15 protein-coding genes are annotated in these 23,022 nt (G+C 61.2%); 6 read left to right on the top strand and 9 right to left on the bottom strand.

What is annotated here, in order from left to right; all coding sequences use genetic code 11:
- Positions 1 to 70 precede the first annotated feature (70 nt).
- Complete coding sequence (gene nagE / locus K0H47_RS27140) at positions 71 to 1,729, top strand: N-acetylglucosamine-specific PTS transporter subunit IIBC (protein ID WP_374106783.1); 1,659 nt, start codon at positions 71 to 73, stop codon at positions 1,727 to 1,729.
- A gap of 127 nt (positions 1,730 to 1,856) precedes the next feature.
- Here nagE and K0H47_RS27135 read toward each other — a convergent pair whose 3' ends face one another.
- The 3 genes from K0H47_RS27135 to purL all read right to left on the bottom strand — a co-directional run bounded on the left by K0H47_RS27135 (position 1,857) and on the right by purL (position 6,658).
- Complete coding sequence (locus K0H47_RS27135; RefSeq protein ID WP_219273911.1) at positions 1,857 to 2,150, bottom strand: DUF6124 family protein; 294 nt, start codon at positions 2,148 to 2,150, stop codon at positions 1,857 to 1,859.
- 295 nt (positions 2,151 to 2,445) lie between these two features.
- Positions 2,446 to 2,757, bottom strand: a complete 312-nt coding sequence (locus tag K0H47_RS27130; RefSeq protein WP_093201315.1) for an NGG1p interacting factor NIF3 — start codon at positions 2,755 to 2,757, stop codon at positions 2,446 to 2,448.
- A 4-nt stretch (positions 2,758 to 2,761) separates the two neighbouring features.
- Entirely contained in the window at positions 2,762 to 6,658 is a 3,897-nt protein-coding gene (gene purL / locus K0H47_RS27125) for a phosphoribosylformylglycinamidine synthase (protein ID WP_063032976.1), read from the bottom strand.
- A gap of 287 nt (positions 6,659 to 6,945) precedes the next feature.
- On the opposite strand from purL, the gene mltF reads away from it, so the two are divergent.
- Positions 6,946 to 8,406, top strand: a complete 1,461-nt coding sequence (gene mltF / locus K0H47_RS27120; protein WP_201141094.1) for a membrane-bound lytic murein transglycosylase MltF — start codon at positions 6,946 to 6,948, stop codon at positions 8,404 to 8,406.
- 138 nt (positions 8,407 to 8,544) lie between these two features.
- On the opposite strand, the gene K0H47_RS27115 is transcribed toward mltF, so the two are convergent.
- The 5 genes from K0H47_RS27115 to treP all read right to left on the bottom strand — a co-directional run bounded on the left by K0H47_RS27115 (position 8,545) and on the right by treP (position 15,869).
- Positions 8,545 to 8,841, bottom strand: coding sequence for a PTS transporter subunit EIIB (locus K0H47_RS27115; protein ID WP_219273910.1), 297 nt, complete (start codon positions 8,839 to 8,841; stop codon positions 8,545 to 8,547).
- A gap of 1 nt (position 8,842) precedes the next feature.
- A complete protein-coding gene (gene ptsP / locus K0H47_RS27110) occupies positions 8,843 to 11,374 on the bottom strand; it encodes a phosphoenolpyruvate--protein phosphotransferase (RefSeq protein WP_219273909.1) in 2,532 nt (843 codons plus the stop codon).
- A 48-nt stretch (positions 11,375 to 11,422) separates the two neighbouring features.
- Positions 11,423 to 12,643, bottom strand: coding sequence for a carbohydrate porin (locus K0H47_RS27105; RefSeq protein WP_177025477.1), 1,221 nt, complete (start codon positions 12,641 to 12,643; stop codon positions 11,423 to 11,425).
- 71 nt (positions 12,644 to 12,714) lie between these two features.
- Positions 12,715 to 14,361: an alpha,alpha-phosphotrehalase gene (gene treC, locus K0H47_RS27100; protein WP_219273908.1), complete on the bottom strand. Its 1,647-nt coding sequence runs from the start codon at positions 14,359 to 14,361 to the stop codon at positions 12,715 to 12,717.
- 65 nt (positions 14,362 to 14,426) lie between these two features.
- Positions 14,427 to 15,869: a PTS system trehalose-specific EIIBC component gene (treP, locus tag K0H47_RS27095; protein WP_008438268.1), complete on the bottom strand. Its 1,443-nt coding sequence runs from the start codon at positions 15,867 to 15,869 to the stop codon at positions 14,427 to 14,429.
- A gap of 236 nt (positions 15,870 to 16,105) precedes the next feature.
- Here treP and treR point away from each other — a divergent pair, with 236 nt between their 5' ends.
- From treR to K0H47_RS27075, 4 genes are all read left to right on the top strand, one after another.
- Positions 16,106 to 16,810, top strand: coding sequence for a trehalose operon repressor (gene treR, locus K0H47_RS27090; RefSeq protein WP_003209636.1), 705 nt, complete (start codon positions 16,106 to 16,108; stop codon positions 16,808 to 16,810).
- A 140-nt stretch (positions 16,811 to 16,950) separates the two neighbouring features.
- Entirely contained in the window at positions 16,951 to 17,574 is a 624-nt protein-coding gene (locus K0H47_RS27085; protein WP_177025476.1) for a DUF1120 domain-containing protein, read from the top strand.
- Between the two features lie 179 nt (positions 17,575 to 17,753).
- Complete coding sequence (locus K0H47_RS27080; protein ID WP_219273907.1) at positions 17,754 to 19,931, top strand: dermonecrotic toxin domain-containing protein; 2,178 nt, start codon at positions 17,754 to 17,756, stop codon at positions 19,929 to 19,931.
- Complete coding sequence (locus tag K0H47_RS27075; RefSeq protein ID WP_219273906.1) at positions 19,910 to 21,220, top strand: membrane-targeted effector domain-containing toxin; 1,311 nt, start codon at positions 19,910 to 19,912, stop codon at positions 21,218 to 21,220. The genes K0H47_RS27080 and K0H47_RS27075 overlap by 22 nt, the downstream gene beginning before the upstream one ends.
- A 184-nt stretch (positions 21,221 to 21,404) precedes the next feature.
- Here the strand turns inward: K0H47_RS27075 and guaA are convergent, their stop codons facing one another.
- Complete coding sequence (gene guaA, locus K0H47_RS27070; RefSeq protein ID WP_003209644.1) at positions 21,405 to 22,982, bottom strand: glutamine-hydrolyzing GMP synthase; 1,578 nt, start codon at positions 22,980 to 22,982, stop codon at positions 21,405 to 21,407.
- Between the last annotated feature and the right edge of the window lie 40 nt (positions 22,983 to 23,022).

The following is a 23,022-nucleotide window of genomic DNA, read 5'->3' as shown; positions in this document are numbered from 1 at the left end:
AACAAAAATAGGGAGACACGCCGTGTATCAACATTTTATCGAAGGGCTGCAACGCCTGGGCCGTGCGCTAATGCTGCCGATCGCGATTTTGCCGATCGCCGGCCTCCTGCTGCGACTGGGCGACACCGACTTGCTGAACATCGCGGTGATGCACGACGCCGGGCAGGCGATCTTCGCCAACCTGGCGCTGATCTTCGCCATCGGGATCGCCGTGGGTTTTGCCCGCGACAACAACGGCACGGCGGGCCTGGCGGGTGCCATTGGGTACCTGGTGATGGTCTCCACCCTCAAGGTGATGGACGCCAGCATCAACATGGGCATGCTCGCGGGGATCGCCAGCGGCTTGATGGCCGGTGCGCTGTATAACCGCTTCAAGGACATCAAGCTGCCGGAGTACCTGGCGTTCTTTGGCGGGCGACGGTTTGTACCGATCGTCACCGGGTTCTCAGCGGTGGCGCTGGGGGTGATCTTTGGTTTGATCTGGCCACCGATCCAGCACGGCATCAACAGCTTCGGCGTACTGCTGATGGAAAGCGGCAGCTTTGGCGCGTTCGTGTTTGGCGTGTTCAACCGCCTGCTGATCGTCACCGGCTTGCACCATATCCTCAACAACATGGCCTGGTTTGTGTTCGGCAGCTTCACGGATCCGGTGACCGGCGCGGTAGTGACCGGCGACCTGACCCGCTACTTTGCCGGCGACCCGAAAGGCGGCCAGTTCATGACCGGCATGTTCCCGGTGATGTTGTTCGGCCTCCCGGCGGCGTGCCTGGCGATGTACCGCAATGCCCTGCCGGAACGGCGCAAGATCATGGGCGGGATTTTCCTGTCGATGGCGCTGACCTCGTTCCTGACCGGGGTCACCGAGCCGATCGAATTCGCGTTCATGTTCCTCGCGCCATTCCTGTATCTGATCCATGCGCTACTGACCGGCTTGTCGATGGCGGTCACCAACATGCTCAACATTCACCTGGGCTTTACCTTCTCCGGCGGGTTTATCGACATGGTGCTGGGTTGGGGCAAGTCCACCAACGGCTGGCTGGTGTTCCCGGTTGGGCTGGCGTATGCGGTGATCTACTACAGCGTGTTCAATTACTGCATCCGTCGCTTCAATTTGAAGACGCCGGGGCGTGAGGATATTCAGGTCGCGCAGGCCGAGGCCATGACCGATAACCAGCGGGCCGGAGCTTACATTCGAGCGCTGGGTGGTGCGGAGAATCTGCTGAGTGTAGGTGCTTGCACTACGCGTCTGCGGCTGGACATGGTGGATCGCAACAAGGCGGTAGATGCCGAGCTGAAAGCACTGGGTGCCATGGCGGTGGTTCGGCCGGGCAATGGCGGAAGTTTGCAGGTAGTGGTCGGGCCGATGGCAGACAGCATTGCCGATGAGATTCGGTTGGCGATGCCTTCGTATGTTGCGGCGCCTGCGGTGGTGGTAGCGCCTGTTGAGAAGAGCACACCGGTGAATGTGCATGAGGCCGAGAAATGGCTGAGTGCGCTGGGCGGTCGGGCCAATGTCTTGCAACTGGATGCGGTGGCAATGACGCGGCTGCGGGTGGAGCTGGAGGATGGTTCGGTGTTGTCGGAATCCCAACTGACTGCGCTGGGTTGCCAGGGGGTTAGCCAGCTTGAGAGTGGGGTTTGGCACTTGCTGATTGGTGACAAGGCTTCGGGGTTGGGTGAGGCGTTGGAGCGGTTGGTCAGTGGCCGTGAGGTTGGGGTAAAAGCCTGAATCTTTACTGAGCATCAGGGCCTCTTCGCGAGCAAGCCCGCTCCCACATTTTGATCGGTGCCCGTCATGGCAACGCGGTCAAATGTGGGAGCGGGCTTGCTCGCGAATGGCCCTCACAGGCGCCGAATTACTCAGGCTCAGGCACCTCATACAAGTCCAGCATCCGATCCACCATCAACTGAATCCCCTCCAGCATCCGACAAATCCCCAGCGCCACATCCCGGTGGGAACCGTCGACTTCAAACGCCAGATGAACTGTCAGCGCCTGCACTGAGGCAAGATCCTGAGAGGCGTTGGCCAGCAGGGTTTCGCTATCCAGATTAGGTACAAGGGAGAATAACTGATCGGCAGGTTGACTCGTCGCCTGACGGGCTGCAGCTTGAAGCGAGGCTATGGAAGATGAAGTGTTTTCGTTGACCATCGTAAAGCTCCGAGAAGAATACGCTCCTAGTGATGTTTACGAGCTTGCAGTCCCGGTCACTGAATTGGCAGCGACTGGCGAAGGTTAGAGAGGCAGATTCCGAGGGACAACCTGAAAGGCTTGTCAGAAAAATCCGAGTCGCTCCGACAAGCCAGCTCTCACATTTGATCGCCACCAGACATGGCAACGCGGTCAAATGTGGGAGCCGGGCTTGCCCGCGATGAGGCCCTGACAGGCAACAAAAAACCCGCTGACCAAACTGGCCCAGCGGGTTTCTTGTTTTGCAGCCGACGGATCAAAAATCCGCCAACTGCCATACCTCATACGCCGGTGTCTCATACGGATGGCTCAGTTTCAACGCAGCCACGACAGCCACGATCAATTCATCCGCCACCACCAGCTCAACCTTCCATTCTTCAACCACTTCAACCTGCCCTACCTGCCCGATAAACGGCTGGCTGCCGTCCATCGCGCGGAATTGGCCCTGGCCCAGGACCTGCCAGGCGCAGCTGTCGTAGTGGCCGATACGCCCGCCACCCGCTGCGAATACGGCGGTTTTCACCGTCTCCACATGGCTGTCGGGCACAAAGAAGCTGAGCTTGTACACCGTCTTAGTTCACCCAGACGCGAGCGTTACGGAACATGCGCATCCACGCGCCGTCTTCGTTCCACTCTTCCGGGCGCCACGAGTTCTGCACGGCGCGGAACACACGCTCCGGGTGCGGCATCATGATGGTGACGCGACCGTCGCGGCTGGTCAGGCCGGTGATCCCGCGCGGCGAGCCGTTCGGGTTGGCCGGGTAGCCTTCGGTGACCTTGCCGTGGTTGTCGACGAAACGCAGGGCCACGGTACCGGACAGGTCGGCTTCCAGCAGTGCTTCTTCGCTGGCGAACTCGGCATGGCCTTCACCGTGGGCGATGGCGATTGGCATGCGCGAACCGGCCATGCCTTGCAGGAAGATCGAGTTGGATTCCTGCACCTGAACCATCGCAACACGGGCTTCGAACTGCTCGGAACGGTTACGCACGAAGTGCGGCCAGAACTCGCTGCCCGGGATCAGTTCGCTGAGGTTGGACATCATCTGGCAACCGTTGCACACACCCAGGGTGAAGCTGTCGTTACGCTCGAAGAAACCCTGGAACGCGTCGCGGGCACGGCTGTTGAACAGGGCCGATTTGGCCCAGCCTTCACCGGCACCCAGTACGTCGCCGTAGGAGAAACCGCCGCAGGCCACGAGGCCTTTGAACTCATTGAGGTCGACGCGACCAGCGAGGATGTCGCTCATGTGCACGTCGATCGCATTGAAGCCGGCACGGTCGAACGCCGCCGCCATTTCCACCTGGCCGTTGACGCCCTGCTCACGCAGTACGGCAACTTGTGGGCGGATGCCTTTCTTGATGTAAGGCGCGGCGATGTCCTGGTTGACGTCGAAGCTGAGCTTGGTGCTCAGGCCCGGGTTGTCTTCTTCCAGGATCACGTCGAATTCCTGCTCGGCGCAGTCGGCGTTGTCACGCAGGCGCTGGATCTGGTAGCTGGTCTCGGCCCACTGGCGTTGCAGCAAGCGGCGCTGGCCTTCAAACACGGTTTCGCCGTTGAAGACGATGTTGATTTCACCGTTGTTGATCGGCTGGCCAACCACGGCCACGCAGTCACCCAGGCCAGCAGCGCTGAACTGTGCGAGTACGTCTGGCGTTGCGTCCTGGCGAACCTGGATCACGGCGCCCAGTTCTTCGTTGAACAGGATTGCAGCGATGTCGGCGGAAGTTTCTGCCAGGCCATCGAGGTTCAGGTTCAGGCCGCAGTGACCGGCGAAGGCCATCTCCACGGCGCTGGTCAGCAAACCACCGTCGGAACGGTCGTGGTAAGCCAGCAGGTGACCGTCGGCGTTCAAGCCCTGGATCACGGCAAAGAAGGCCTTCAGGTCTTCGGCATCGTCGACGTCCGGAGCCTGTTTGCCGAGTTTGCCGTGCACCTGGGCGAGGATCGAGGCGCCCATGCGGTTCTGGCCGCGACCGAGGTCGATCAGGATCAGGTCGGTGGTGCCCTTGTCCATGCGCAGTTGCGGGGTCAGGGTCTGGCGAATATCGGTAACGGGCGCAAAGCCGGTGACGATCAGCGACAGCGGCGAGGTGACGCTCTTGTCCACGCCTTCATCGTTCCAGCGAGTGGCCATGGACATGGAGTCCTTGCCCACCGGAATGGTAATGCCCAGCTCAGGGCACAGCTCCATGCCGACCGCTTTCACGGTGTCGTACAGACGCGCATCTTCACCCGGGTGACCGGCAGCGGACATCCAGTTGGCCGACAGCTTGATGTCGGAGATCTTGGCGATACGCGACGCTGCGATGTTGGTCAGGGTTTCGCCGATGGCCATGCGGCCCGACGCCGGAGCGTCCAGCAGCGCCAGCGGAGTACGCTCGCCCATCGCCATGGCTTCACCGGTGTACACGTCGAAGCTGGTGGCGGTGACGGCAACGTCAGCCACTGGAACCTGCCACGGGCCGACCATTTGATCACGGGCAACCAGACCGGTAATGGTGCGGTCGCCGATGGTGATCAGGAAGCTTTTGCTGGCAACGGCCGGGTGGTGCAGGACGCGCTCCACGCAGTCGGCGATGGCCAGGGTCGACGGATCGAAATCGTCGCCCAGTTCGTTTTCACGCACGGCCGAACGGTGCATGCGCGGGGCTTTGCCTAGCAGCACTTCCAGCGGCATGTCTACCGGGCTGTTGCCGAAGTGGCTGTCGGTGACCGTCAGTTGCGGCTCGGCAGTGGCTTCGCCGACCACGGCAAACGGGCAGCGCTCGCGCTCGCAGATCGCCTGGAAGCGTTCGAAGTCGGCAGGGCCGACGGCCAGGACGTAACGCTCCTGGGATTCGTTGCTCCAGATTTCGTGCGGGGCCATGCCCGGCTCGTCGTTTGGAATGTTGCGCAGTTCGAAACGGCCGCCACGGTCGCCATCGTTGACCAGTTCCGGGAAGGCGTTGGACAAACCACCCGCGCCGACGTCGTGGATGAAGCTGATAGGGTTCTTGTCACCCAACTGCCAGCAACGGTCGATGACTTCCTGGCAACGGCGCTCCATCTCAGGGTTTTCACGCTGAACGGAAGCGAAGTCCAGGTCGGCCGAGCTGGTGCCGGTAGCCATGGAGGAAGCGGCGCCGCCGCCCAGGCCGATCAGCATCGCCGGGCCACCGAGGACGATCAGCTTGGAGCCGACCAGAATCTCGCCTTTCTGTACGTGCTCGGCGCGGATATTGCCCATGCCGCCGGCCAACATGATCGGCTTGTGGTAACCGCGCACTTCATCGCCACGCGGGGTGGTGATGGACTGCTCGAAAGTACGGAAGTAACCGGTCAGGGCCGGACGCCCGAATTCGTTGTTGAACGCAGCGCCGCCCAGCGGGCCTTCGATCATGATGTCCAGCGCGGTGACGATGCGCTCAGGCTTGCCGTACGGCACTTCCCACGGCTGTTCGAAGCCCGGGATCTGCAGGTTGGACACGGTGAAGCCGGTGAGGCCAGCCTTTGGCTTGGCGCCACGACCGGTTGCACCTTCGTCGCGAATCTCGCCGCCGGAACCGGTGGCTGCGCCAGGGAACGGGGCAATCGCGGTCGGGTGGTTGTGGGTCTCGACTTTCATCAGGATGTGCACCGGCTCCTGCACCGCGCCGTATTGGCGGGTCTCAGGGTCCGGGAAGAAACGGCCGGCGACGGAGCCGACGATGACCGAGGCGTTGTCCTTATACGCCGACAGAACGCCTTCGCTGTGCATCACGTAGGTGTTCTTGATCATGCCGAACAGGCTTTTTTCCTGGCTCTGGCCGTCGATGTCCCAACTGGCGTTGAAGATCTTGTGACGGCAGTGCTCGGAGTTCGCCTGGGCGAACATCATCAGTTCGATGTCGTGGGGATTGCGCTTCAGGCCGATGAAGGCGTTGACCAGGTAGTCAATTTCGTCTTCGGCCAGGGCCAGGCCCAATTCGGTGTTGGCGGTTTCCAGGGCGGCGCGACCACCACCGAGCACGTCAATCGCGGTCAGCGGCTTGGGCTCGGCGTGGCTGAACAGACCGGCGGCCTGTTCCAGCTGGCCCACGATGATCTGGGTCATGCGGTCGTGCAGGCTGCTGGCGATCAGCTCGGCCTCGGCCTCGCTGAACTGGCCGGCTACATAGAAGGCGATCCCGCGTTCCAGGCGCTGGATTTTTTCCAGGCCGCAGTTGCGGGCGATGTCGCTGGCCTTGCTCGACCAGGGCGAGATGGTGCCGAACCGTGGCAAAACCAGGAACAAGCGGCCCGCAGGCTCTTGAACTGGAACGCTGGGACCGTACTTCAGAAGGCGCGCCAGCACTTGCTGTTCGTCGGCGGTCAAAACGCCGGTAACGTCGGCGAAGTGAGCAAATTCAGCATACAAGCCACTGACAGAAGGTACCTTCTGGCTCAGTTGCTCAAGGAGTTTGCTGTGGCGAAAGGCAGAAAGGGCAGGAGCGCCGCGCAGGATCAACATCTTCGGGACAGCCTCGGGAAGGGGGTGTGCTTTGAGGCCGTGCATTCTAGCGTAAACCGTCGCCAACGGCACCCGAAACGGCACCTATGGCCGCTGCCGGACGTCAGTTGGCATAAATCGCACGATATCAGAGGGCCATCCAGGCTATTCCGGGCAGTTATTTTAACCGTCACAATCGGCTGCCAAGCCCCGTTTCTGCGGCCTGCAGCCAAGGTTTACGGGCGCTAGCAGACAAGTGCCCCGCTGTCGAGATATGGCGCCGAGGGTCCTTTGCGTATACTGCGCAGATGTTCTCCCCTACTGCTTTACGCCCGCGATGCGCCAAATGGCTCTTCGTCACCGGACTCTTCCTGCTGCTCAGCGCGTGTGTGGATAAACCCAACACGCTCGAGCGAATCAAGGAGGATGGCGTATTGCGGGTGGTCACCCGAAACAGCCCGGCCACTTATTTCCAGGACCGTAACGGCGAAACCGGATTCGAATACGAACTGGTGAAGCGTTTCGCCGACGAGCTGGGGGTAAAGCTGGAGATCGAGACCGCTGACAACCTGGATGACCTGTTCTCACAGATCGGCAAGCCCAACGGCCCGGTACTGGCCGCCGCCGGTCTGGTCAGCAGTGAGCCGCGCCGCCAGCAAGTGCGTTTCTCCCATCCGTATCTGGAAGTCACCCCGCAGATCATCTACCGCAACGGCCAGTCCCGCCCGACCACCGCAGCAGACCTGGTGGGCAAGAAGATCATGGTGCTCAAGGGCAGCACCCACGCCGAACAACTGGCGCAGTTGAAAAATCAATTTCCCGGAATTGAATACGAAGAATCCGATGCCGTTGAGGTGGTCGACCTGTTGCGCATGGTGGACGAAGGGCAAATTGACCTGACCCTGGTGGACTCCAACGAAGTGGCGATGAACCAGGTGTACTTCCCCAACGTGCGGGTGGCCTTTGACCTCGGTGATGCCAGCCATCAAGCCTGGGCGGTCGCCTCCGGCGAAGACAACAGCCTGCTCAACGAGGTGAACAGCTACCTCGACAAGGTCGAAAAGAACGGCACCCTCCAGCGTCTGAAAGATCGCTATTACGGGCACGTGGATGTACTCGGCTACATGGGCGCCTACACCTTCGCCCAGCATTTGCAGCAGCGCCTGCCCAAGTACGAGAAACACTTCCGCGCCTATGCCAAGGAAGAAAAGGTCGACTGGCGACTGCTGGCGGCCATCGGCTACCAGGAATCACTCTGGCAACCGGCGGTGACCTCCAAGACCGGCGTGCGCGGCCTGATGATGCTGACCCAGAACACAGCGCAGGCCATGGGCGTATCCAACCGCCTGGACGCCAAGCAGAGCATCATGGGCGGCGCCAAGTACCTGGCCAAGATCAAGGATGAGCTGGACGACAAGATTGCCGAGCCGGACCGCACCTGGTTTGCCCTGGCGGCGTACAACGTCGGCACCGGCCATTTGGATGACGCGCGCAAGCTGGCCGAAAAGGAAGGCCTGAACCCGAACAAGTGGCTGGACGTGAAGAAAATGCTGCCACGCCTGTCGCAGAAGCAGTGGTACAGCAAGACGCGGTATGGGTATGCGCGTGGCGGAGAGCCCGTGCACTTTGTGGCGAACATCCGGCGTTACTACGACATTTTGACGTGGGTGACGCAGCCGCAGCTGGAAGGCAATCAGGTGGTGGAAGGCAACCTGCATGTGCCGGGTGTGGACAAGACCAAGCCGACTGAAGAAACTCCGCAGCTCTGATCCCTCCGATGCTCCGAACACCACAAAATACTGTGGGAGCCGGGCTTGCCCGCGATGACGGAGTGTCAGCCAACCTATGTATCGCTGACACACCGCCATCGCGGGCAAGCCCGGCTCCCACATTTGATCCTCTTTGATTTATAGAGCGGTGCTCAGGCCGGTGATCAGGTGCACTACCCCACCCGCCAACACCATCACGCCCGGCACGCCTGCCACCTTCAACGCGTTCGCATCCAACCGCCCCGCATCCTTCAATTGCACCCGCACCCGGGTCAGTGCCACCCGCTGCTGCGACGTGAGATTCTCCGCGCCGCCCAGCGCATTCAGCACTGCCGGGGCCAACAGTGTTTCGCTCACTGGAGCTGCCTGCGGCGTTTCAAGCACCAGATCCGGCGTCAGGGCCTTCCAGAACGCCCGCTGAAATTTCTCGAACATATCAGTGCTCCACAACCAATGAGGTTTCAACGGTAGCCGCGTGGTACAGGCGCAACGCCTCGCGTACCTGCGCCGCTTCTTCCAGGCCGAGCACCTGGCGAGCGATGGATTGGCAGTCCGCCAGGTCCAGCTCGCGCACGGTGGCCTTGATGGTCGGGATCAGCGGCACGCTGACCGACAACTCATCCACCCCCAACCCGATCAGCACCGGCACCGCCAGCGCTTCAGACGCCAACGCCCCGCACACGCCGACCCACTTGCCATGGGCATGGGCCGCCTTGACGGTGCTGGCGATCAGGCGCAGCACCGCGGGGTGAAAGCTGTCAGCCTGGCTGGCGAGCCGCGGGTGATCGCGGTCCATGGCCAGGGTGTATTGGGTCAGGTCGTTGGTGCCGATGGAGAAGAAATCCACCTCCGGCGCAAACAGGTCGGCCATCAACGCCGCCGACGGCACTTCGATCATGATTCCCAGCTTCGGCAACTCCGTCAGCCCCAGGACCAACGCTTCCTCTTCAAGAATCTTCCGCGCCAGGCGCAATTCCGAAAGCAGGCTGACCATCGGCAACATGATGTGCAGACGGGCGAAACCGGCACTGGCGAGAATCGCGCGGAATTGTTCGCGCAGCAGTTCCGGGCGCTCCAGGCACAGGCGAATCCCGCGCAGGCCGAGGAACGGGTTGGTCTCGCTGTCCATTGGCACATAGGCCAGCGGCTTGTCGCCACCGACATCCAGGGTGCGCACCACCAGATTGCGTTCGGGGCCCAACGCACGGGCGATGGCGCTGTAGGTGCCCGCCTGTTCTTCAGGGCTCGGCGCGCGGTTGCGGTCCAGATACAGGAACTCGGAACGCAGCAAACCCACGCCTTCGCCCCCCAGCGTCAGCGCCTGCTCCACCTCCTGCAATGAAGCGACGTTGGCCGTCACTTCGACGTGATGACCGTCGCGGGTAGTGGCGGGCAATGAAGCCTGTTCCACTTCCCGCTGGCGGCGAAGCACGTGCTGTTGGCGGGTGACTTGCAGCTGCTCGATCTCGGCCAGGTCCGGGTTCAGGTGCAGCTCGCCTTTGTCGGCATCCAGCAGCACTTGTTTACCGTTGACCAACTCCAGCACCTGCGCCGGCACGCCGCAGATGGCCGGCAAACCAAGGGCGCGGGCAAGGATAGCGACGTGGCTGGTAGCGCCACCGCCCACCGTGACGAAGCCCAACACCCTGCGGGTGTCGAGGCTGGCAGTTTGCGAAGGCGTCAGTTGCTCGGCAATCAGGATCGCCTGCTCCGGTAAATCCCAGGCGCGGTCCTGAACCCCGAGGATCAGTTTCAACACCCGCTGGCCAACGTCAGCCAGGTCGGCAGCGCGCTCGGCGAGCAAGGCATTGCCCAGGCCCTGGAAGAGCGTGGCGGTGGCTTCGGTGGCGCTGTTCCAGGCGAAGGCCGCGCTTTTGCCCTGGTCCAGCAGATCGCGGGTTTGTTCCAGCAGGGCCGGATCGTCCAGCAACTCCTGATGGGCGCGGAAGATCTCGGACTGGGCGGTGCCGACGGCCTTTTCCTGCAAGGCTTGCAGCGCCTGATTGGCGTTGTTCAGGGCATGGGTCAGGGCCGCGCGCTCCAGCGCCTCACCTTTGCCGGCTTCGGCGAAGGTCAATGCCGGTTCTTTAACCTGCACCACCTGGCCAAACGCCGAACCGGGCGAGGCACACACACCGCGCAGCATGGTCGCCGATGAATCAGGCGCCACGGGTGCAGCAGCCGGTGAATGAGCGGTGACGGCTTCCCCGCAACCTTCGGCCAGCAAGGTTACCAGCGCCTGGATCGCCGCTTCGGCGTCCTCACCTGCCGCACTGACTTGCACGGTGTCACCCTGCACCGTCTGCAACGCCATGATCCGCACCAGCGACTTGGCGTTGGCGCTCTCGGTTTGCTTGTGCAGGTAAATACTCGCCTTGAAGCCTTTGGCGGCCTGCGCCAGCACCGCCGCCGGGCGCGCATGCAGGCCGTTGGCGTTGGGCAAGGTCAGTGGCTTGGAGAACAGGGCGTCACCCTCCTCGTCTTTTACCTCGTCGGCAACAGCTTGCGGCGTTACTCGCAGCAGCGGTTGCCCCACATCGACCAAACCCTGCTCGGGCGTCAGCAGCTTGAAGGGCTCACCACTGACCACCAGCATCAGGGTCAGCAAACTACGGGCATTGAGCGCTACGTAGTCGGCATCGAATTCAATCAGCGGTTGCCCGGCTTCCACCCGCTGGCCTTCCTCGACCAATCGGGTGAAACCCTTGCCCGCGAGATTCACGGTGTCCAGGCCGATATGCATCAGCACCTGGACGCCGTTGTCGTCGGTGACACTCACCGCATGACCACTGTCCTGGATATTGCTGATCACCCCGGCCAGCGGCGCGCAGAGGGTCTGCGAGGTCGGATCGATGCACAGGCCATCGCCGATCAGGCGACTGGAGAACACCGGATCAGGCACCTGGTCCAGGGCGAGCAGCACCCCGGACAACGGCGCCAGCAATTCCAGGGGTTGAGTTGTGGTCATGACTTCACCTGCTGTTTTGTTCTGTAAACATCATTGAATGGGGGCGACTTATTTCCACCAATATTCGACTTGCACACCAAAATTGGAACCATGCAACGCCGTGCCGTAGCTGCCGGTGTCGGACAACGCCGAACCTGCCGCCAGCTCATTGGCCGCACGCTTGGCCGCTTCGTTCCAGGTCGCGTAGGTGTAATACAAGCGCACTTCCGGCCGCGCCCAGAAGTCCGGGCCTTTGGGGGACCAGGTCGGGGCGAAGGTAAATTTGCTCAGCTTGCGCGTACCACCGGTGGCCTCGACCTGATCATGGCCAAGTTCGGTGACCAGTTTGAACTGTTCGGAGATGGCATAGGCCGGGCGCACGCCCAGCGACATCCAGGTCTGGTCCTGGCTGCCCGGGCGAATATCCTTCTGGTAAACGGCCTCGATCTGCCCGCCAAACCGTGGGGTCACTTGCCAGTCGAAGAACTCCACCGCGCGGTAGCTCTTGCTGCTTTTATCGAGGAAGGTATCGCCGGTGTAGCCGAGGCCGGTGCCGGGGCCTTCGCCGTATTGCAGCGCAAACTTGTTGCGCCCGCCAAGAAAGGGTTTCTGCACGTGCTGGGCGGTAATGGCCCAGCCACTGTTGGTATCACGACCACCGGCTTTTTCGATGTAACTCAAGCCCAGTTCCAGCTCACCGCCGGGGTTGGTCTTGAAGCCGGCCACGTTGAAGTCATGACGGGTGGCGTATTCCTTCTGGTACAGGTTGTCCTTGCGGGACAGTGCATAGCTGTACTTCAGGTCGCCGATTTTCACGTCCTCGATACCGCCGCCTGTGGCGCTCTGGTTCCAGTAGTAAAAGTCGGAGATATGGATGTCGTTTCGTTTGTAGTAACGCCGGCCGGCCCACAGCGAACCGCCGTTGAGGCTGGGAATGTTCGACCACTGCGCATACATCTGCGGCATCCGTGCCGAGCCGTTGTCTTCACCCTGGAACTTCAGCGCCCGGTCGTACTTGTTGTACAGCGAGGCCATGGCATCGACGCTGAACACCGAGCCGTCGTCGAGGGTCAGCAGGTCCTGGCGCAATTCGAGTTCGGCGTACTGCTCGCACTCGTTGCCCAGACGGTATTTGGATTGTGCACCCGGCAACTGGAAGCACTGCTGCTTGCCACTGCCGGTTGAAGTCCCTGCACCGCTACGCAAGTAGCCGGCAAATTCCAACGCCTGAGCTGCCATCGGCAAGGTCAGGCAGGATGCAACGAGGCCCAGCTTTATTGTTGTTTTCATGAAGCACTCCGATATTTTTATTATGTTTTTTTAAGCGCCCCGGCTCTCCCACGCCGGGGGTAAAGCGGGTCTCAGTCCTTGAGGTGCAGCACAAACGATTCATACGGGCGCAGCGAGACCTGGTTCGAACGCTGTGGGCAGTCGTCGTAGTTGCTGATCAGCAGGCGTTGCTCACTTGCCGCCGTCAGCAGGCCATCGGGCAGTTCGATCTGGCAGGGCGTACCGTAGAAGTTGTTCAGCACCAGCAGGCGCTCGCCGTGGCCTTCGCGCAGGTACGCCCATACCTGGGTGTGCTGCGGCAGCAGTTGGCGATAAACGCCTTCCTGAATCAGCGGCTCGTGCCGACGCAGTTCGATCAACGCGCGGTAGTGATGCAGCACCGAATGCGGGTCATCCAGCTGGCTTTGCACGTTGATCTGCGCCGCGTTGGCCGGGATGCCGATCCACGGTTCGCCGCGGCTGAAGCCGGCGTTTTGCTCGGCATTCCATTGCATCGGCGTGCGGCCGTTGTCGCGGGACTTCTGCATGATCGCCGCCATGCTCGACGCCTCGGATTCACCCGCCTCGCGCTTGAGCCGGTAGATGTTCAGGGTTTCGACATCCCGGTATTGGTCGATGGTGTCGAAGCCCGGGTTGGTCATGCCCAACTCTTCGCCCTGGTACACAAAAGGCGTGCCCTGGAGGAAGTGCAGCGCGGTGGCGAGCATCTTCGCCGAGACCACGCGGTGCTCGCCGTCGTCACCAAAACGCGAGACCACCCGCGGCTGGTCGTGGTTACACCAGAACAGCGCATTCCAGCCACCACCGGCCTGCATGCCGAGTTGCCAGTCGGAAAGAATCTGCTTGAGTTGCAGGAAGTCGAAGTCGGCCGCCACCCACTTTTGCAGGTTCGGATAATCGACTTTCAGGTGGTGAAAGTTGAAGGTCATCGACAGTTCTTTCGACTGTGGATTCGAATAACGAATGCAGTGTTCAAGGCTGGTGGACGACATCTCGCCGACGTTGATCAGGTCATGCCCCTCGAACACTTCGCGGTGCATTTCCTGCAGGTATTCGTGTACGTTCGGGCCGTCGGTGTAAAAGCGTCGACCGTCGCTGCTGTCTTCCGGGAAATCCGCCGGTTTGGAGATCAGGTTGATCACGTCCAGACGGAAACCGCCCACGCCCTTGTCGCGCCAGAAGCGCATCAACTTGAACACTTCGGCGCGCACCTTGGGGTTGTCCCAGTTCAGGTCGGCCTGGGTGTGGTCGAACAGGTGCAGGAAGTACTGGCCGGTCTGCGCCTCGTATTCCCAGGCCGAGCCGCCGAACTTGGATTCCCAGTTGTTCGGCTGGTCGCGCCAGATGTAGAAGTCGCGGTACGGGTTGTCTAGGCTGCTGCGGGCCTGCTGGAACCACTCGTGTTCGATGGAGGTGTGGTTGACCACGATGTCGAGCATCAGCGTGATGCCGCGCTTGGCGGCTTCGCTGATCAGCAGGTCGCAATCGGCCATGGTCCCGTAGCTCGGGTCGATGGCGTAGTAGTCACTGATGTCGTAGCCGTTGTCGCGTTGCGGCGAGCGCAGGAACGGGGTGATCCACAGGCAATCGACGCCCAGCCACTTCAGGTAATCGAGCTTGTCCACGATGCCCAGCAGGTCACCGGTGGCGTTACCCGCGTGGCTATGAAAGCTTTTTGGGTAGATCTGGTAGATCACCGAGTGTTGCCAGTTTTGCATGGTGGGTTCCTTCAATTTGAAATGCGATCAACTGTGGGAGCTGGCTTGCCTGCGATAGCGGTAGGTCAGGCGACCCTGTATCCAGGCCGAACAATCTTCATGCTCAGCACACAGGTCAAAACAAACGGCACGACAATCGCAACGACCATGCCGATGACAAAACTTGGGATGTATTGCGGGATGATCGAGATGAACCCGGGCAAGCCACCCACGCCAATGGCCGAGGCCTGGACCTTGTTCAGCGACAGGAAAATACTGCCCAGCGCCGAGCCGGTCAGCGCCGCATAGAACGGAAACTTGAAGCGCAGGTTGACCCCGAACATCGCCGGCTCCGTGATGCCGAAGTAAGCGGAAATCGCCGAGGTGGAGGCCATGCTTTTGTCCCGCGCATTGCGGCTCATGTAGAACACGCCGAGCGCCGCGCTGCCCTGGGCCAGGTTGGACATGACGATCATCGGCCAGATAAAGGTGCCGCCCTGGGTGGAGATCAGTTGCAGGTCCACGGCGAGGAACATGTGGTGCATGCCGGTGATCACCAGCGGTGCGTACAGCAGGCCGAAAATGGCACCGCCGACCATGGGCGCCAGGTCAAACAGAGTGACCACGCCTTCGGTGATCAGGATGCCGAGGTGACGGGTCACCGGGCCGATGATCGCCAGCGCCAGCACGCCAGTGACGACGATGGTGGTGATCGGCACCACCAGCAATTGGATGGCATTCGGCACCCGTGCCCGCAGCCATTTTTCAATCACGCTCATCACGTAGGCGGCCAGCAGGATCGGCAGGATCTGCCCCTGGTAACCAACCTTCTCGATCTTGAACCAACCGAAAATATCGAAATACGGCAGGCTCTGGCCGTCGAGGCCGGCGACCGCCTTGCCGTAATTCCAGGCGTTGAGCAGATCGGGGTGCACCAGCATCAGGCCGAGGACAATGCCGAGGATTTCACTGCCACCAAACCGCTTGGCCGCCGACCAGCCCACCAGCGCCGGCAGGAACACGAACGAGGTGTTGGCCATCAGGTTGATCAGGCTCCACAGGCCATCCAGGTTCGGATAGGCATCGAGCAGGGTCTTGTCCGCGATGAACATGCCCTTGGCGCCCATCAGGTTGTTCACCCCCATGAGCAAGCCGGCAATGATCAGCGCCGGCAAAATCGGCATGAACACGTCGGAGAACACCCGCACCAGGCGCTGCATCGGGTTTATTTTGTCGGCGCTTTTCTGTTTCACGTCAGCGATGGTCGACGCGGCGAGGCCGGTTTGCTCACGCAGGGCGGCGTAGACCTTTTCCACTTCGCCGGGGCCGATCACGATCTGGAACAGGCCGCCGGTGAAGAACGAACCCTTGACCAGGTCGACCTGGTTCAGCTCGCCGCTGTTGGCCAGGCTCGGGTCCTTGAGGGCCAGGCGCAGGCGGGTCACGCAGTGGGCAGCTTGCTCAAGGTTGTCGCTGCCACCGAGGTTCTTGAGAATCTCGCGGGCAATATTCGGATAGTCGTGGCTCATGCTTGGTATCCACTTTGGTTTTTTTTATTGGGGCGGTCATAGGCAGCACGCCGAGGCCAAAAGTACTCGTCTGTACGAGTTAAAGCAATAACTCGTATGTACGAGTTTGAAAATGATTGAATTTCTGTTTTTTGAGTCAGATATTTCCGAGTTCTACAATGGGTTGCATGGACAAACCCCATCGCTGCCACTAAGGTTCCTGCCTTGAACGCCAACGCGGCACAGAGCCCTCCCCCATGAGTAAATACAACCAGATCTATACCGATCTGCTTGCCAGCATCACCACCGAACGCCTGCAACGCGGCACGCGCCTGCCCTCCGAAACCGAACTGATGGACGCCTACCAGGCCAGCCGTGGCACGGTGCGCCGGGCGATCGAGCAATTGCAGGAGCGCGGGTTCGCGCAAAAGATCCACGGCAAGGGCACGTTCGTGCTGTCGCCCAACCCCATCGAGTTCCAACTCGGCGGTATCGTCAGCTTTCGCGAGACCCATGCCGCCCTCGGCGATGACGTCAGCACCGAAGTGGTGGAGTTCAGCCAATTCCCCCTGGAAGGCCCGCTGATGCAACACATCGAAGCCGAAGCGGGCAGCCTGATTACTCGGGTCAAGCGGGTGCGGCGGATCGACGGCAAACGGGTGATCCTCGACATCAACCACTTCGTCGCCGACCTGATTCCGGGGCTGGACCGGGAGATTGCCGAGCAGTCGATCTATGCGTTTATCGAGCAGACGCTGCAGCTGCAAATCAGCTATGCCCAGCGCACCATCGAAGCGCTGCCGCGGGGGAAGGACGACCAGACACACCTGGACCTCGAAGGTCAGAGCCATGTGATCGTGGTGAGCAACCAGACGTTTTTGCAGGATGGACGGCAGTTCGAGTACACCGAGTCGCGGCATACGCTGGATAAGTTTTACTTTTCGGATATCGCGCGACGCTGAGCCGCTTGAAGCGGCCTGGCCATTATCGCAATTGTTGCATTTCCCTCGCACACACGGATCTTTAAGGTCGCGCCCCTCCAACCAAGGGGCAGACGCGACATTGTCCGCGCCTGCGCACTGCAACGATTTTCGAGCCGATAATGAACAAGATATTCACCTCACTCACCACGGCGTTATTGCTGGGGAACAGTGCAACGGCCTCTGCCGCCGCTACCGTAGACCTGACCGTCAAAGGCCGTATCACTCCGAATGCCTGCCAGCTCCAACTCGCCAACGGCGGGGCGGTTGATCACGGCAAACTGGCGGCCAAGGACTTGAATATTGAAGAAATAACAGTCCTGGACCAATACCGCCGGCAGTTAAGCGTGAGGTGCGAAGGACCGACACTGCTGGCCCTGAACACCGTCGATAATCAGGCAGGCTCCGCATTGGTGCCTAGCCTCCATGGCCTCGGCCTGGTCAACGGCAGCGAAAAACTTGGCTACCTCGCCTTTAGCCTGGCCGACCCGGTCAGCGAGTCCGGCCCAATGCGCCCCATTGTATCCGGCAACAAAGGGGCCACCTGGAATACCGGCACCGCCGTCACCCATGGCTTGTTGACCTCCGTCACCCACGCCGAAAACCCGCGTCACACTCCGGTAGCAATCACCACGCTGGATGCGCAGCTTGTGTTTTATACCTACATCGCCCCCTCCAATACGCTGACCCTGACCGAAGAAGTGCCCCTGGACGGTGACGTCACCCTGGAAATGAAATACCTCTAGCCGGTCTCGGCACGGGCAGTTCGAGTACACCGAATCGTGGCATTCCCGGACACGTTTTTAACTTTCTCGGACATTGCCCTGCGTTGAGTCCGACGCGCAGCAACAGGCAGGGCCGACAGCCTTGAACCGGGCCCCTTGGGATAGTACGGGCGACATCACGCCACCCAAGGAAAGCTACCATGCAAGACGCACCCAAGCAGCCCAACGCCGCCGAGGCCGTCGCACTCAAGGCGTTGGTCCCGGCCATGGTCGAGGCCTGCCCTGACCTTTACGAAATGGCCACCCGGTTCGCACGCAAAATCCTCACCGATCATGCGATCAACCTTGATCCGGAGCAGATCTACTTCCACCGTTTCCATTCGTCCCAAAGCAACGACCAGACCTTTAGCGGCTGGGAACACTTCGAACATCCCCACGATTCCCTGACCCTGACGCAACTGGTGATCACCCGCTTCACCGTGCATGACCAGGACAACGCCGACGTGCTCGACAACGATTGCGGCTTCTACACCGCCGGGCCGGAGGTGGGCACCTACAACCAGAGCAACGAGGTGCGGCTGCTGGGCAGTCAGGTGATGAAAGCCTTCTGGGCCTTCAACTTCCTGGATCATTACAAGACAGCGGTGGCCACGTTCTGGAGCAGCCAAAGCGAGCACTTCCGCAGTCTGGCCAAATGCACGTACCTGGCGAAGGCCATCGAAGACCGCGAAGCCGGGCGGCTGTCGGATGCGCACTTCCTGACGGTGGTGAAAGCGGCAGCCAGTAACGTCGAGTGGCCGGTGACCCGGGCGATGCTCGATGCTTCAATCCAACCTTCTCCAGCCCTGCGCATCCGGCGCTTGCAGATTGGCAGCTACGTCTCCAGCGATATCCTGTGCATCGTCGACGCTTACGAGCGCCAGATCGTTTACGTGCCGGGTGAGCTCTGGGGCTTTCATGTGATGGAAAGCGTGGTCGACCTGCATTGGTGGGTGATGTCCCAGGTCGAGCGACCGGACGCACGCAAACGTTTCATGGCGCATTTCCAGGCGATGGACCACGATGTTATGGAAGACACGGCCGCCCTCACGTCCACCCAGGAATGGCTGCTGGCCGCTTTTCCGGTGACGGATCTGTTGGCCCACGTGTTCCACGAACCGCACCGGGAAAACGTCGGCCTCAGCCACCTGCTGGACCTGCTGTTCAGTGCCTGGCAAACCAACAACCACCAGCTACTCGAGGTGCAGCAGGCCTGGGTCAACGACGACCCCTTCACCCACCTGCGGCACACCACCCACGCGCGCATGCTCGCCGATGCAGGCTTCATGATGCACACCAATGGCGAACTGCGAAAAAAACTCTGGATGGGCTACCTCAATGCTTTCGGCCGGGTGTTCGGGCCGATGGCCGCGGTCGGCTGGCCGGTGGCGCTGGCCGTGGTGGGCGCGGGCATTGCGAATGTCGGGTTGAATATTGATCAGGCGATCACAGGCAACACGCCGGCCGAACGCAAGGCAGGCGTGACCGGTGCGATCCTCGCGGGCATCGACACCCTGTTCAACGCCATGTTTCTCAAGGGCGGTGGCGACTTGCCGGACATCGCCCTGACCGAAGAGACAGTGGGTTCAGAAACCCGACTGGGGACCGGCACGTTGTCCAGGGCCGACGCGCCAATGCTGTCGGATATTGCCCCCGACCGAGTCGTGGCCCCGGCCCAGCAAGAAACCCTGCTGGACAGCTTGCGCACCGACATCACCGAAGGCACGCGTGCCGGCACCGGGGCCAGGGAGGGCATTATCGAAACCCTGAGCGGCAAGACTTACATCTACCTGCGCCAGGGCACTACGTCCGGCTATTTTCAGGTGCGCTACGTCAAGGAGGTCAAGGGCTGGTTGATCATTGATGCGCAAAACCCCTACGCGTTTTCGCGCAACGTTCCCGTGCGGCTCAATGCCTACAAACGCTGGGAACCCTTGCCAGCCCCCGGTCTCAAGGGCGGCATGTTGCGGATGGGTCCCAAACCCTGGGGCCGGGCGACGGACCCTTTGCCCCAGGTTGACCCAGTGACCACTGCGTACGACGTGCCCGTGACCGAGCGTCCGGCATTGCGAGACCATGCAGACGGCTACGGGGACCGCCACGCCCTCAGCGAAACCTACTTTGCCGGGAATGAATACGACGACTTCAAGGCCCTGCGCCGCCGGCTTTACAACGACGCCAAGGATTTTTTTCTGCCCGGCCGCCGACTGTCCGCGCGCCCATTCCCACGTTCAAGCCAGGCACATCGATCAAGGAATTTATCCAGCGCCTGCTCAATGAAGGCCCCGGTATCGTATTCGGCGAGAACCATTCCAGCGTGGGCAGCAAGCGCTTGCTGATCGAGAATATGCCGCTGCTGGCCAAGCAGAAGGTCAAGACCTTATACCTGGAGCATGTGCAGACGGATTTTCATCAGGCCGACCTGGAGCTGTTCAACCGCAGCGGCAAAATGCCCGAGCGCCTTGAGCGCTATCTCAACAGCCTGGACAACGGCTTTGGCACCGACCCCACCGGGCGCTATACCTTCCTCGAAGTGGTCAAGAGCGCGCAGCGCAACCATATTCGCGTGCAAGCCATCGACTGCATGGCCAGCTATCGCAAGGGGCTCGCTGATGTCGAAACCTTCTACCGGCAACAGATGATGAACTTCTTCGCACGCACTGTGATCGATGCGGACCAGGCGGCCCGTGGCGCGCATAAGTGGGTAGCGTTGGTGGGTAACAGCCACGCCAACGTGCACCAAGGCGTACCGGGGCTCGGCGAGTTGGAGGACGTTGTCGGTGTTCGCATCGAGGACGTGGAAACCGGCCAACCCAGGGGAATCGAGCCGGATCCCGGCTATGCAGCCACTGACAAAAGGCTGACGTCGGTCGAAATCAAAAATGACCTGCGCGTGCAGATGGACACGCCCCTGGACGTGCGCGTCGCCCAACAGCTGTCGCGCTACCTGCCGGAGGCTGGCATGTATATCCACCACGTCGAACCCGGTTATCCGATGTTTGTTGCTCGCGGCCGGGATGGATTTATCAACTGTGTGCTGATCCAGCATGATAAAGCGGGATATCTGGTTGACCGGCCGGAATGGAAGTCGGTCAGCGGCAAGCATTTCAAGACCCTCGAAGAGCTGAGCCGGGCACTCAAGTCCCGAGGACTGGTCGAGGTGACAGGCCCACGACTGTCTCCTGAACTGCCATCCAGCCCGGTACCCGCGTCCTATGCCAGCAACCTGTTGCTGGAAAGCGAGAGCGTGAATACCCAGCCTGGGCGGTTTTTCCAGACCTATACCCTGCACTCGTCCGGCAGCCTGCCCAACCACGCCATCCTGATGAATGGCGTGGCCTACCATGTGCGCTTTGAGACCGCGATAAACGGGCCAGGTCACCTGGCGATTGTCGACCCGCTCAACCCCGACGGTTTCAACACCTCGCTGCAAGTGCGCTTGAACGCCCGCAACGAATGGGAACTCGTCGACAGCCCCGGCCTCAAGGGCGGTGGGGAAAACCAGAGCAAGCCGGCGGTCTCGATCGCCCCTCCTGCGGCAACCGCTGGGTCGTCCTCCTCCGTGCGCCCACAGCCATTCAGCGCGTACGGCATCTCGCCGGAAGTCCTGGCGGACCACCGGGTCTAGTTGTCGGAGAACGGGCGGGCGGCGTCGGCAGCAAGACGCCGCCAGTGATGTACGCCTGCAATTGGAAACGCCCTGGCTGCATCCCGGCGAAAAAACCCTCGGCGAACAGTTGCCTGACGGATAAAACAAAACCCCGGCACCAGGCCGGGGTTTTGTTATTCAGCGCTCACCTGCTACCGCAGGATCATTCCCACTCAATGGTCGCCGGCGGCTTACTCGACACGTCATACGTAACGCGCGAAATACCTTCGATCTCATTGATGATACGACCGCTGACAGTCTCCAGCAGTTCGTACGGCAGGTGTGCCCAACGGGCGGTCATGAAGTCGATGGTTTCCACCGCACGCAGGGCAACAACCCATGCGTAACGACGGCCATCGCCGACCACGCCAACCGATTTCACCGGCTGGAACACCACGAATGCCTGGCTGACCTTGTGGTACCAGTCGGCCTTGCGCAGTTCTTCGATGAAGATGTGGTCGGCGCGACGCAGCAGGTCGGCGTATTCCTTCTTCACTTCACCGAGGATCCGCACGCCCAGGCCCGGGCCCGGGAATGGGTGGCGGTAGACCATGTCGTACGGCAGGCCCAGCTCCAGGCCCAGACGGCGGACTTCGTCCTTGAACAGTTCGCGCAGTGGCTCTACCAGCTTGAGGTTCATTTCCTCAGGCAGGCCGCCCACGTTGTGGTGGGACTTGATCACGTGGGCCTTGCCGCTCTTGGCGCCTGCCGACTCGATCACGTCCGGGTAGATGGTGCCTTGGGCGAGGTACTTGATGTTGTCCAGTTTGTTGGACTGGGCATCGAATACGTCGATGAAGGTACGGCCGATGATCTTGCGCTTCTTCTCCGGGTCGGACTCGCCGGCCAGGTTGTTCAGGAACTGATCTTCAGCGTTGGCGCGGATCACCTTGACGCCCATGTTCTCGGCGAACATGGCCATCACTTGCTCGCCTTCGTGCAGGCGCAGCAGGCCGTTGTCGACGAAGACGCAGGTCAGTTGGTCGCCGATGGCCTTGTGCAGCAATGCCGCAACCACGGAGGAGTCAACGCCGCCGGACAGGCCCAGCAGGACGTTGTCGGTGCCGACCTGGGCACGCACGTTGGCGATGGCGTCTTCAGCGATCTTCGACGGGGTCCACAGGGCTTCGCACTGGCAGATGTCGAGGATGAAGCGCGACAGGATGCGACCGCCTTGCTTGGTGTGGGTCACTTCCGGGTGGAACTGCACGCCGTAGTAGCCGCGCTCGTCGTTGAACATGCCGGCGATCGGGCAGCTCGGGGTGCTGGCCAGGATGTGGAAGTCTTCCGGCATCCTGGTGACCTTGTCACCGTGGCTCATCCATACGTCGAGGCCGAACAGGCCGTCGGCGTCGATGTGGTCTTCGATACCGTCCAGCAGGCGGCTCTTGCCGACCACGTCGACACGGGCGTAACCGAATTCACGCAGCTCGGAACCTTCAACCTTGCCGCCCAGTTGCTCGGCCATGGTCTGCATGCCGTAGCAGATACCGAAGACCGGCACGCCTAGGTCAAACACCGCCTGCGGGCAACGCGGGCTGTTGGCTTCGTGCACGGACTCGGGGCCGCCGGCGAGAATGACGCCTTTTGGAGCGAATTCGCGAATCGCTTCGTCGTCCATGTCGAACGGATGCAGTTCGCAGTACACGCCGATTTCACGCACGCGGCGGGCGATCAGCTGGGTGTACTGGGAACCGAAGTCGAGGATCAGGATGCGGTGGGCGTGAATGTCGAGGGCCATGAGATCAGTCTCGTCTAATGAATCAGAAACAACTCGGGGC

It is taken from the genome of Pseudomonas sp. Xaverov 83, assembly GCF_019352905.1.
GTDB lineage: Bacteria > Pseudomonadota > Gammaproteobacteria > Pseudomonadales > Pseudomonadaceae > Aquipseudomonas > Aquipseudomonas yamanorum.
Note: the sequence above shows the minus strand (reverse complement) of the source record. Positions and strands in the feature narration are given on the sequence as shown.